Genomic DNA, 12,347 nt, shown 5'->3' with positions numbered 1-12,347 from the left:
ATGTCTGCTGCATCCTTTAGACTATATTATAACGCTTTTTTGCTTGGATCAAGCTATGCAAGATGAATTATTAATTCAAATTCAATCTCTTTTCTTGGTTCAATAGCAATAGCCATCGGAGTTTAGTCTCATAATGTTTAGAGAGAAAGCATAGTCTCGTCACACACTAACATCCATGTACAGTAAAGAGTCTCTTTAATCGGTTGCACAGACAACAAAAAGCTAAAAATATTGAGTTAAAACGCCCTATAAAAGACAACATGATCCCTAAGAGAGATCTTAACAATTTGGGTAAAAAGGAGTGAAAGCCGTACACACAGAATGCTGCTAATGCTGTGCTAGTATTAACTTTAACCAGAACGCAGCAAAGTATGGGGAAACGCCATGTTTGAACGCTTTACAGAAAAAGCAATTAAAGTCATCATGCTGGCTCAAGAGGAAGCTCGCCGCCTCGGTCATAACTTTGTCGGCACAGAGCAAATCCTATTGGGTCTAATCGGAGAAGGAACTGGCGTTGCCGCCAAAGTACTTAAGTCCATGGGTGTAAACCTCAAAGATGCCCGCATCGAGGTTGAGAAAATCATCGGACGCGGCTCTGGTTTTGTCGCAGTTGAAATACCTTTCACGCCTCGCGCCAAAAGAGTCCTAGAGTTGTCGTTAGAAGAAGCCCGCCAGTTGGGGCACAACTATATTGGTACTGAGCATTTATTGCTAGGACTGATTCGCGAAGGCGAAGGTGTCGCCGCTAGAGTTTTAGAAAATCTCGGCGTAGATCTCTCCAAGGTTCGCACCCAAGTCATCAGAATGCTCGGTGAGACTGCCGAAGTATCCGCAGGTGGTGGCTCATCGGGACGCACCAAAACGCCAACCCTTGATGAATTCGGCTCCAACCTGACTCAGCTAGCCCAAGATGGCAAACTCGATCCTGTTGTGGGTCGTGAAAAAGAAATTGAACGAGTAATCCAGATCCTCGGTCGCCGCACCAAAAACAACCCTGTTTTGATCGGTGAACCAGGGGTAGGTAAAACCGCGATCGCTGAAGGTTTAGCGCAACGCATCTCTAACAGTGACATCCCCGACATTTTGCAAGAAAAGCGGGTTGTCACCCTCGATATCGGGTTGCTCGTAGCGGGGACAAAATACCGTGGTGAATTTGAGGAACGCCTCAAGAAAATCATGGAAGAAATCCGCACGGCTGGCAACGTAATCTTGGTAATTGATGAAGTCCATACCTTGATTGGTGCTGGTGCTGCTGAAGGCGCGATCGATGCTGCGAATATCTTGAAGCCTGCCCTCGCTCGTGGCGAATTGCAATGCATCGGCGCAACTACACTTGACGAATATCGTAAGCACATCGAGCGTGATGCTGCCCTAGAGCGTCGTTTCCAGCCTGTAATGGTCGGTGAGCCTAGCGTTGAAGAAACCATCGAAATCTTGATCGGTTTGCGTCAGCGTTACGAAGAACACCACAAGCTCAAGATCGACGACGAAGCCCTAGTCGCGGCTGCGAGATTGTCTGATCGCTACATCAGCGATCGCTTCTTACCCGACAAAGCGATCGACTTGATCGATGAAGCTGGATCTCGTGTGCGCTTGATTAACTCGCAGTTGCCCCCTGCCGCCAAAGAACTTGACAAAGAATTGCGTCAAACCCTCAAAGATAAGGATGATGCGGTTCGCAAGCAAGACTTTGACAAGGCTGCCGAGTTGCGTGATAAGGAGATCGACCTCAAGCAACAAATTCGTGCTCTTAGCCAAACTAAGAAAACCGAAGCAACTCCCACCGAGGATGCTCCTGAAATTCGGGTTACCGAAGAGGACATCGCTTACATCGTCAGTTCTTGGACTGGCGTACCCGTCCTTAAGATCACCGAATCCGAGTCCGTCAAGCTCATGCAGATGGAAGAAACCCTGCATAGCCGCGTAATCGGTCAGGATGAAGCGGTGAAAGCGATTTCTCGCGCCATTCGTCGCGCCCGTGTTGGTCTGAAGAGTCCTAACCGTCCGATCGCCAGCTTTATCTTCTCTGGACCTACAGGCGTTGGTAAGACCGAGCTAACTAAGGCACTTGCATCCTACTTCTTCGGTTCTGAAGAAGCGATGATTCGCCTTGATATGTCCGAATACATGGAGCGTCACACCGTATCCAAGCTGATCGGTTCACCTCCTGGTTATGTCGGCTACAACGAAGGTGGTCAGCTTACTGAAGCCGTCCGTCGTCGTCCCTACACCGTCGTACTATTCGACGAAATCGAAAAAGCTCACCCCGATGTCTTCAACTTGCTCTTACAAGTCCTTGAAGATGGACGCTTGACTGACTCGAAGGGTCGCACCGTTGACTTCAAGAACACCTTGCTGATCATGACCTCTAACGTTGGTTCTAAGGTCATTGAAAAGGGTGGTGGTGGACTCGGCTTTGACTTCGCTGCTAGCCAAGAGGATGCACTCTATACCCGCATTCGCTCCCTAGTTAACGAAGAACTTAAGCAGTACTTCCGTCCAGAGTTCCTCAACCGTCTTGATGAAATCATCGTCTTCCGTCAGTTGACCAAGCCTGAAGTCAAGGAGATCGCCGATCTCATGCTCAACGAATTCTTCAAGCGGATGCTCGATAAGAACATTGTTCTGACCGTGACTGAGCGTTTTAAGGATCTGTTAGTCCAAGAAGGCTATAACCCTAGCTACGGTGCACGTCCATTACGTCGAGCGATCATGCGCTTGCTCGAAGATTCCCTTGCTGAAGAGATCTTGACGGGCAAAGTCCGTGAAGGTGCATCGGTGCAGGTAGATGTCGATGACGATGGCAAGGTTAAAGTGATCGAACAAGAAGCTTTAAGCGGCTCTGAAAATAACCTTCAGTTGCTGCCATCAGCTTAAGATTGATAAATGCAAGCCCTACGCTAAGCGCAGGGCTTGCATTTATCTGGATGTAGGTAACTTGCGTAGCGCTAAATTTAAAACAAGCTTCATGAATGCCAACCAGCGTAATATTGCCGTGAAATCTAATCCTCTGCCTCCTACGAAAGTACAGTCGGTTGCAGGGGATTTGTCATCTGCGGAGATGCCTGAAGTCATCATCGTGGATGACCAGAATGAGGAGTATGTTGGGAATGTGCCTGCTCCTCTGACGATCGCAGATGTTGAGGGTGGTGAACTTAAACCAATTCCGACACCGCCTACAAAAAAAACTCAGACTGCTCCAGAACCTGATCCTGAAATCTCGCAAGTTCGTTTTAAGACCCTTGATGGCAAACTGAATCTGTTGTTACCAACTGACAAAAAGATCAAGTTGCCATTTAATAAATCAAATGATAATGGCGAAATTCCAGCAATTGGGCTGGATAACAATCAGTTCAATAATTCTGAGACTTCATTGCTAACCTTGACTTGGGAAGAAATACTTTCTCAGCTAGAGCAACGCATGGCGGCGAGTGGTCATGACTGGAAACCACGTACGCAAGTGTATTTACAATCAGGCGATCGCCTATTGGATACCCGCCAACTCCAAGAATTATCTGAGGCATTGCAAAACTATCAACTTTTGCTACATTGTATAGTCACTAATCGCCGCCAAACTGCGGTTAATGCTGCTAGCATGGGCTTCTGCGTAGAGCAAGGGACTATCTTTCGCGAACTGCTAGGATTTAATCCAATTCCTAACGCACCGACAGATGATCCGCTATACATTAAGATGACCGTAAGATCTGGTACAGAAATTCGGCACTCTGGCAGTATTATTGTCTTCGGTGATGTCAATGCTGGTGCAGAACTAATTTCTGAAGGCGATATTATTGTGTGCGGTAAGCTCAAAGGCATGGCTCATGCAGGTGCTAAAGGCAATGCCCAAGCAGTAGTCATGGCTTTACACCTAGATGCAACCCAAGTTAGGATTGCAAGTTTTATCGCCCGTGTTGAGAGTCCAAGTACTTCTTTCTGCCCCGAAGTCGCATTTGTAAGTACGCAAGGTACACCTGCGATTAAAATTGTCCAAGTTGTTGATTTTTCAGCATTTAACCACTCTTCGCTAAACTATCCCTCGCTAATCAGTAATTCGTAAACATGAGTCGCATTATCGTTGTTACCTCTGGTAAAGGTGGTGTCGGCAAGACCACATCTTCTGCAAATCTCGGCATGGCGCTCGCCAAACTAGGACGCAAAGTGGTTTTGGTGGATGCTGACTTTGGCTTACGCAATCTCGATCTTTTATTGGGATTAGAAAATCGCATTGTATACACAGCTTTAGAAGTGATTGCGCGAGAATGTAAACTCGACCAAGCCCTAGTTAAAGATAAGCGTCAGCCCAATCTGTCTTTATTAGCAGCTCCCCAAACGCGCAATAAAACTGCAATTACGGCTGCCCATATGAAGGCGCTAGTTGAAGTTTTGGGTCGATATTTTGATTATGTTTTAATTGATTGTCCTGCGGGTATTGAATCAGGATTTCAAAATGCGATCGCTGGGGCAAAAGAAGCGATCGTGGTAACGACTCCCGAAATTTCGGCAGTACGGGATGCCGATCGCGTGGTTGGTTTACTAGAAGCAAATCGAATTACGGATATTAAATTAATTTTGAACCGTATTCGCCCAGCAATGGTAAAAAACAACGACATGATGAGTGTCGAAGATGTACTAGATATTTTGTCAGTTAAATTAATTGGCGTAATTCCTGATGACGAACAGGTGATCGTTTCTACTAATAAAGGGGAACCATTGGTGTTGTCAGATAAACCATCGCTGGCTGGCACAGCCTATGAAAATGTGGCAAAACGTCTTGAGGGAAAAAATATTGAGTTTTTACAACTCGAAGCTCCTCCTAAAGGATTTTTGGCACGTCTGTCAAGCTGGATTAGTGGGAACTCCTGAGGTTTGAGATGATTTCAACACTGCTCGATCGCCTATTTCAAAGAAGTAACGTCCCTAGCGGGGCTAAAGTCAAGCAGCGTTTGAAATTCATCCTTGCCCATGATCGTGCGGCGATCGAGCCACAGGTATTTGAAAATATGCGCCATGAGATTATGCGCGTAGTTTCTAAATATGTGGAGCTTGATGAAAATACATTAGACATCCGCCTAGAGTCTGATAAGCGGATGACGGCTTTGATTGCCAATTTACCAATCAGGATGGTACGTGAAGAGCTACCAGATCTGGTAAGTCTTTTTGATGAACCCACTGAAGAAGTAGTTACATCAGATAATTCGGAATCCTTAGCTTTAGAAATGGATCAATCTGCTGAAGATGCCCTTGATGCGATCGCTGCAAAAGAACCCACAAAATCGCCCATAGAGGATATTTCTCCTGAGAGTCTTGCGGTAATTGCAGAACGGACGATCGAAGTTACTAGTAAAATCAGAACTGCTGCAAATAAATCTCAAAATGGGGAAATCAGCGATCGCACTGTAGTAGAAGCTGATATACCCCAAAATGAAACTGTCATTGTGGATATTGCGGAAAATTCTGAGGCAGCTAATTCTGACGTTGAATTAGTGAGCTCTGTCAATGATCAGCATGAAGAATTAGAAGAACTTAGTGAGCAGTCAAGTGATCAGTTGGAGTTGTCTTTAGGTTTGCCTGATTCTCTAGAATCTCAAGAAGTAGTAGTTGAAGAATCTACCAAACTTTACAACCAAGAGCAAGAGTGTGATGATCGCGAAATATGATTTTTGCATCAGCTCTGTTTCTATTTCTATTTTTACCGCTCACCTTAGCAGGATATTTCCTGATTAGCTCAAAGTTACTGTATCTACGGAATATTTTTTTGTTGATTATGAGCTTGATCTTTTATGCATGGGGAGAACCTGTTTATGTGTTCCTCATGATTGCTTCTATATTGCTGAATTATATATCAGGGCTACTATTACATTTTCAGCGTCAAAAACTGATTGTATTCATCAAAGAGAAAGAAATAGTATTAATTTCAATCGTTATTAATCTAGGAATACTATTCTGCTTTAAATATGCGAATTTTTTTATTAACAATCTCAACTTAGTTCTTCACAATCTTTCAATTCCTGCGATCGCCTATTCTCAAGTTCCATTACCGATAGGGATCTCCTTTTTTACTTTTCAAGCGATGTCCTACGTGATTGATGTTTATCGTCAAGAAACCGATGTGCAGTTAAATCCGATTAATTGTGGACTATACGTGAGTCTATTTCCCCAACTTATTGCGGGACCGATTGTTCGTTACCATGATGTTGCTAAGCAAATTGTGTCGCGAACTGTCACTAGACCACAATTTTCGGCAGGAATTCAGCGATTTATTTTTGGGTTAGCGAAAAAGACGATGCTTGCCAATCCATTAGGAGAAGTCGCTGACAAAATCTTTGCTGTCCCAGTCAGTGAAGTTACAACAGGTATGGCTTGGTTAGGGATTATCTGCTATACATTGCAGGTTTATTTTGATTTCTCTGGATATTCCGACATGGCGATCGGATTAGGGCGACTTTTTGGATTTGAATTTCTAGAGAATTTTAATTATCCCTACATAGCTCAATCTATTCGGGATTTTTGGCGCAGATGGCATATTTCTCTATCAACTTGGTTTCGTGATTATCTATATATTCCTTTGGGCGGCAATCGTGGCTCTGCACTGAGGACATATTTCAATTTGTGGATAGTGTTTCTACTATGTGGGCTATGGCATGGTGCGAGTTGGAACTTTGTCATTTGGGGAGCCTTGCACGGAGCTTATTTGGTAATTGAGAGAATGGGATGGCATAAATATCTCGATCGCTTATGGCAGCCACTTAGACATCTATACACGTTATTACTGGTAATGATTGGATGGGTATTCTTTCGTTCAGAATCTGTGAGCCATGCAATCCAATATTTAGGAAGTATGATTGGTGTTACCAATGCTGATGGGGTCGAATACTTTACACTGCTCTATTTTGATCTCAAAACTCTATTCAACTTAATCATCGGCTGTATATTAGCAACGCCAATAGCTAATTGGTTTGTAAAACAATTACAAACCAAAATTATTTCTCCTCAATTTAGTCAACTTCAGCCTGTGCTGTATGGTGGGTATTATTCTCTTTTATTGAGTTTATTTCTACTGTCCAGCGCTAGTTTAGCCGCAGGAACTTATAATCCGTTTATCTATTATCGCTTTTAATAAAAAACCAAATTAGTGATGGCGCGGCTTTGCCGCGCCATCACTAATCAACAAAAGCTATTCTACAAATCTCTAGACAGATTGCTCTATGCAGACAGAACATCACAAAAACAAAGTGTCTCGGACATTTGACAATCTATTGATTGTAACTTTTATCATTGGTCTGTTTTTGCCTTTAGTTTTAACCCATAACCGTAAAGAATCGCTTACAGAAAAACGTAAGCTTGCCGATTTTCCTAAATTAGAATGGAGTCAAAAAGCATTAACTAAATTTCCATCACAGTTTGAATTATTCTTTAATGACCATTTCGGTTTACGCGATCAACTCACTCAGTTTTATTCACTCTATAGCATCCTCTTGAAAAGCTCCTCTAATCCTAAAGTGCTAATTGGGTTAGAGAATTGGTTATTTTATGTTAATCCTGCGGAGGGTAATAGTCTTGAGGATTATCGGCGAAATGATCCATTGACACTAGAGGAACTTAGGAGTTGGAAAGTTGGACTAGAAGAAAAACATGCATGGTTAAAACAACAGGGTATTCTCTATCTTTTTATAGTTATTCCTGACAAATATTCTATTTATCCAGAATATATGCCTAAATATATTCGTCAAGTTGGGACGCAAACCCGCCTTGATCAACTGATAGATTATATGAAGGATTCAGAAGTGCCAGTCCTAGATTTGAGACCTGCGTTGCTCCAAGCTAAGCAACAAGGACAACTATTTTATAAAACTGATACCCACTGGAATGACTTTGGCGCAGCGATCGCCCAGTATGAAATTCTCCAAGCAATTCAAAAGTTTTATCCAAATTTTGATCCCATGAATTACTCTTGGCAGGATTTTAAGTTGACAGAGTATAACTCAGGGGATATTGCCAATATGTTGAATATTTCTTACTTCCTCAAGGAAATGGTTCCTGAATTACGCAAACCATTACCTATATGTGACAAACATATTGTAGAGAAACATCCTGAAGATCAAATGAAGGCGACCTTTTTTACGGATTGTCGTACCGATGCACCAAGAGCATTAATTTTTAGAGATTCATTTTTTATTGCTTTGCAACCCTATATTTCTCAGCATTTGGCTAAGACCGTTTATGTTTGGGAATGGCCAGATCTCAATTTAATCAAGAAATATCAGCAATACAATCAGCCAAATATTGTGATCGAAGCCCGCGTAGAGAGACATTTAAAGTTCATTAAATGAAAGGGCAGTGCTGAAGCACTGCCCTTTCATCAGCTACACAGGCTCACACAAAACTAGAATCGCCGTAAGATTGTCATGACCATTGACGTTGTTCCCTAACTTAATGAGATTATCCAAGCCTGTTTGCAAATCGGTTTCTTTATTTAAAATTGGTAGTAAATGCGATCGCCAATTATCCTCGATCACATCGTTATCACACAAACCATCAGAACATAACAAAAATAAAGTGGGTTCAGTTAATGCAAAAAAATCAATGGCTGGCTCGATGCGATCGCTAGGATTCGGTCCCAGCGCTTGAGTAAGTTGATGAGCATCAGGTCTAGCTCTTGCTACTTCAATTTCCACGCCAAGATCGATTAACTGATTGAGAACTTCATGATCGCGAGTAATTTGCTCTAATTTTGGTTCTAATTTTAGTTCTTGATGAGAATTTGTAACTTTGTAAATACGACTATCACCAACATGGGCTATGACAACATCTAGATCATGAATTGCTAAAATGACCAGAGTTGTTCCCATTCGCCCCAGTGATTGCCTCAGTTCACTTTCATTCTTAGCAAAAATCTCCTGATTTGCCTTGCAGATAATTTCATTGATTTTCTTTTGTCCTGGTAAGGTATCGATCCAAAACGGACGGAACTGCTCCGTAATAGAATTAACCGCGATCGCACTCGCAACCTCGCCCCCCTCATGTCCACCCATGCCATCACACAACACAAATAACCCACGGTGGCTGCGATCTCTGATCTGGCTTTTTCCGTTAATGCTACGAGTTTGCAAAATTGTAACAAAATCATCCTCATTGCGATCGCGTTGCATTCCCACATCAGTTTTGCCAGCATAGGTTAAATCCTGTAAATGCATTGTGGAAGATACAACCATCTTCATTTCTGACTCAACATCTAACTCAACATCGGCAAAGTCTTCTAAATTGAATTCTAGTGGTAATTCCTCTTCTTGTGCAAATTTCTCTGTGTCGCTCGCTACTTGAGAAGATGCCAAGTCTTCTACCTGAATTTTGATTTTTTCTAGCACAGACTCTAAATTCAATGGTCGTGTTGGGACTGAAGAAGGTTGTATAGCAACATCTCCAAGAATATTTAAAGTGGGATCTATAGCAATTTCTACAGCAATTTTAGTACCGCAGAATTGGCAAAATTGGTGACTATCAGGGTTTACAGCTTTACAACTAGGACAGATGCTCATAATTATTCTTACGTTGGCACAATGCTATAGATTTAGACAGATAATAGAGAAGAAGAATTAAGGTAATCGCACCCATGACTGATTCTACCAGACTCAATCCCGCCGATGAGATCGTCCTTGGACGAGACTTTATGACTCTTTCTCAGCATGTTCTTTCACAGTTCGGGACATTCTCGGCTGAAGCTTATGATCTGAGTGCATTTATGGGACGCATTGGTTTAGCAGGCAAAACGATCGCTCGCCATCTTAGCCGTGCAGGTTTAGTAGAAAATGTGCTTGGGGTCACAGGCGAAGTCAATGTTCAGGGTGAAGCGGTCAAAAATATGGATCGCTATGCTAATCGTGTTTTTCTTCGCGCTTTTGAGCAGAGCGGATTAGTCTGTCGGCTTGCTTCAGAAGAAATGGAGCAGCCCTATTATATCCCTGAAAATTGTCCCATTGGTCGCTACACTTTACTTTATGATCCCATCGATGGTTCTAGCAATATTGATGTGAATTTAGCGATCGGTTCTATCTTCTCGATTCGTCAACAAGAAGGAAATGATGAATCTGGAGAAGCTCTTGACTTATTGCAGTCGGGACGCAAACAAATTGGGGCAGGCTATATTCTCTATGGCACAAGCACAATGCTGGTTTATTCTCTGGGGAGTGGCGTTCACGCCTTTACCCTCGATCCTAGTATTGGAGAATTTATCCTCTTTCAAGAGAACATTCATATTCCCGCTAAAGGTTCTATCTATAGTGTTAATGAAGGAAACTTCTGGCAATGGGAAGAACCAATGCGTGAATATGTACGTTATATCCATCGCCAAGAAGGGAATACAGCACGTTATTCAGGAGCTTTAGTTGCAGATATTCATCGCATTCTTTTTCAAGGTGGAGTGTTTCTCTATCCGGGTACAGTTGGACATGCGGATGGTAAATTACGCTTGCTTTACGAGTCTGCTCCTTTAGCATTTTTAATTGAGCAAGCAGGTGGTCGAGCGACTACAGGAACTCAAGAAATTCTTGACGTGATTCCCCAAAAATTACACAGCCGTACACCATTAATTATCGGTAGTTCTGAGAATGTCAAAGTAGTAGAGTCTTTTTTACAGAAATAGTATTGCTATAGCGTTTATCAGTCTAGTGAAGTACGAGTTTATTTCCCCGCCGAAGGCGGGGAAATAAACCTTTGTACCTCGTTTGCTTGAAAAGCGCTACATACATCTCCAGCTATATAAAACTGATTTTGATGTTTTGAAAGCCTTCGGCGATGGAAACATCAAAATCGGTGTTTTGAAAGCCCACCAACGGCGGGCTTTCAAAACACCGATTTTGATAATGAGAATTACCAATGACTCACCCTTTCTCTTGGCAAAGGAGAAAGGAGTGAGGTAAATTTAAAGTTCTTAATTCCTTGCTATAATTAGCACAGAAAAAAGTAAGCATTAATACATCTACATAGGATATCTACCCAAGGACATCACAATTATGGGAATGACACTCACCGAAAAGATTTTGGCAAAAGCGTCGGGCAAAAGTCACGTTAGCCCAGGCGAAAATATTTGGGTGAATGCTGACCTGCTAATGACCCATGATGTCTGTGGACCTGGCACTATCGGAGTATTTAAGCGCGAGTTTGGTTCAGATGCGAAGGTTTGGGATAAGGAAAAATTAGTATTAATTCCTGATCATTACATTTTTACTAAAGATGCAAGAGCTAACCGCAATATTGATATTTTGAGAGAATTTGCCAAAGAGCAAGACATTAAATATTTTTACGACATCACTGACCTTTCCGACTTTAAAGCTAACCCTGATTACAAAGGTGTTTGCCATATTGCTTTAGCCCAAGAAGGTCACACCCGTCCAGGAGAAGTGTTATTTGGCACTGATTCCCATACTTGCAACGCAGGAGCCTTTGGGCAATTTGCGACAGGGATCGGCAATACTGATGCCGCTTTTGTCATGGGTACGGGCAAACTCTTGCTCAAAATTCCTGCTTCGATGAAGTTTGTCTTTGACGGTGAAATGCCCCCTTATCTCTTGGCTAAAGATTTAATCTTGCAAGTTATTGGCGATATCGGTGTAAATGGCGCAACCTATCGATCGCTGCAAATTGAAGGAGATGCGATCGCCCAAATGACGATGGAAGAACGGATGACCATCTGCAATATGGCGATCGAAGCTGGTGGCAAAAATGCCACGATCGCCCCAGACCAAACAACTTTTGACTATGTGCGATCGCGCACTGATAAGCCTTTTGACTCGCTCTATGCAGATGCTGATGCTGAGTACTATTACGTCAAGCATTACGATGTCTCTAAGCTCGAACCTGTTGTCGCCAAGCCCCACTCGCCTGACAACCGCGCTCTTGTGCGTGAAGTCCAAGATGTGAAGATTGATCGCGTCTATATTGGCTCTTGTACTGGTGGTAAAACTGAAGACTTTTATCACGCAGCCCAATTGATTAAAGGTCAACAAGTCAAGGTTCCTACCTATCTTGTGCCAGCCACGCAAAAGGTTTACAACGATTTATTTAGCTTGAAGATTGATGGCTTAACACTTTCAGAAATCTTCTTGCAAGCAGGTTGTATTGAACCTGCTTCTCCCTCCTGTGCAGGTTGCTTGGGTGGACCACAAGATACCTTTGGGCGGGTTAATGAAGCAGAAGTTTGTGTCTCGACCACAAACCGCAATTTCCCTGGACGGATGGGCAATAAGCAAGCACAGATTTATCTTGCTTCTCCCTATACGGCAGCTGCCTCTGCTTTGACAGGACATATCACCGATCCGCGTGATTTTATGTAATTTTGCTACAAGTCGGTA

General features: G+C 42.9%; 9 protein-coding genes. 8 read left to right on the top strand and 1 reads right to left on the bottom strand.

Features of this window, described 5'->3' with window-relative positions:
• Positions 1-384: 384 nt before the first annotated feature.
• From ABM313_RS12250 to ABM313_RS12225, 6 genes are all read left to right on the top strand, one after another.
• Entirely contained in the window at positions 385-2,877 is a 2,493-nt protein-coding gene (locus tag ABM313_RS12250; protein ID WP_434683490.1) for an ATP-dependent Clp protease ATP-binding subunit, read from the top strand.
• A gap of 91 nt (positions 2,878-2,968) precedes the next feature.
• Entirely contained in the window at positions 2,969-4,057 is a 1,089-nt protein-coding gene (gene minC, locus ABM313_RS12245; RefSeq protein WP_434683489.1) for a septum site-determining protein MinC, read from the top strand.
• Between the two features lie 2 nt (positions 4,058-4,059).
• The gene (minD, locus tag ABM313_RS12240) at positions 4,060-4,863 is read left to right on the top strand and encodes a septum site-determining protein MinD (protein ID WP_094536334.1); all 804 of its coding nucleotides are present in this window, start codon (positions 4,060-4,062) and stop codon (positions 4,861-4,863) included.
• 8 nt (positions 4,864-4,871) lie between these two features.
• Complete coding sequence (gene minE / locus ABM313_RS12235; protein ID WP_434683488.1) at positions 4,872-5,657, top strand: cell division topological specificity factor MinE; 786 nt, start codon at positions 4,872-4,874, stop codon at positions 5,655-5,657.
• On the top strand, positions 5,654-7,117 hold the full coding sequence (locus ABM313_RS12230) for an MBOAT family O-acyltransferase (RefSeq protein WP_434683486.1): 1,464 nt from the start codon (positions 5,654-5,656) through the stop codon (positions 7,115-7,117). The genes minE and ABM313_RS12230 overlap by 4 nt, the downstream gene beginning before the upstream one ends.
• An 88-nt stretch (positions 7,118-7,205) precedes the next feature.
• Positions 7,206-8,330: an alginate O-acetyltransferase AlgX-related protein gene (locus ABM313_RS12225; protein ID WP_434683485.1), complete on the top strand. Its 1,125-nt coding sequence runs from the start codon at positions 7,206-7,208 to the stop codon at positions 8,328-8,330.
• Between the two features lie 33 nt (positions 8,331-8,363).
• Here ABM313_RS12225 and ABM313_RS12220 read toward each other — a convergent pair whose 3' ends face one another.
• The gene (locus tag ABM313_RS12220; protein ID WP_434683484.1) at positions 8,364-9,536 is read right to left on the bottom strand and encodes a protein phosphatase 2C domain-containing protein; all 1,173 of its coding nucleotides are present in this window, start codon (positions 9,534-9,536) and stop codon (positions 8,364-8,366) included.
• Between the two features lie 74 nt (positions 9,537-9,610).
• Between ABM313_RS12220 and fbp the strand changes: the two genes are divergently transcribed.
• Together fbp and ABM313_RS12210 are read left to right on the top strand one after the other, a co-directional pair.
• On the top strand, positions 9,611-10,639 hold the full coding sequence (gene fbp / locus ABM313_RS12215; protein WP_434683483.1) for a class 1 fructose-bisphosphatase: 1,029 nt from the start codon (positions 9,611-9,613) through the stop codon (positions 10,637-10,639).
• 370 nt (positions 10,640-11,009) lie between these two features.
• Positions 11,010-12,329 carry a 3-isopropylmalate dehydratase large subunit gene (locus tag ABM313_RS12210; protein WP_434683482.1) on the top strand — a complete coding sequence of 440 codons (1,320 nt, stop codon included), beginning with the start codon at positions 11,010-11,012 and terminating at the stop codon, positions 12,327-12,329.
• The last annotated feature ends 18 nt before the right edge of the window (positions 12,330-12,347 follow it).

This window comes from Pseudanabaena minima str. Chao 2107, from assembly GCF_051131155.1.
GTDB classification, from domain to species: domain Bacteria; phylum Cyanobacteriota; class Cyanobacteriia; order Pseudanabaenales; family Pseudanabaenaceae; genus Pseudanabaena; species Pseudanabaena minima.
Note: the sequence above shows the minus strand (reverse complement) of the source record. Positions and strands in the feature narration are given on the sequence as shown.

Excerpts from the sequence above, each read along its gene's own strand:
- ABM313_RS12250 (WP_434683490.1), top strand. The coding sequence starts at position 385 with ATGTTTGAACGCTTTACAGAAAAAGCAATTAAAGTCATCATGCTGGCT.
- minC (WP_434683489.1), top strand. The coding sequence starts at position 2,969 with ATGAATGCCAACCAGCGTAATATTGCCGTGAAATCTAATCCTCTGCCT.
- minD (WP_094536334.1), top strand. The coding sequence starts at position 4,060 with ATGAGTCGCATTATCGTTGTTACCTCTGGTAAAGGTGGTGTCGGCAAG.
- minE (WP_434683488.1), top strand. The coding sequence starts at position 4,872 with ATGATTTCAACACTGCTCGATCGCCTATTTCAAAGAAGTAACGTCCCT.
- ABM313_RS12230 (WP_434683486.1), top strand. The coding sequence starts at position 5,654 with ATGATTTTTGCATCAGCTCTGTTTCTATTTCTATTTTTACCGCTCACC.
- ABM313_RS12225 (WP_434683485.1), top strand. The coding sequence starts at position 7,206 with ATGCAGACAGAACATCACAAAAACAAAGTGTCTCGGACATTTGACAAT.
- ABM313_RS12220 (WP_434683484.1), bottom strand. The coding sequence starts at position 9,536 with ATGAGCATCTGTCCTAGTTGTAAAGCTGTAAACCCTGATAGTCACCAA.
- fbp (WP_434683483.1), top strand. The coding sequence starts at position 9,611 with ATGACTGATTCTACCAGACTCAATCCCGCCGATGAGATCGTCCTTGGA.
- ABM313_RS12210 (WP_434683482.1), top strand. The coding sequence starts at position 11,010 with ATGGGAATGACACTCACCGAAAAGATTTTGGCAAAAGCGTCGGGCAAA.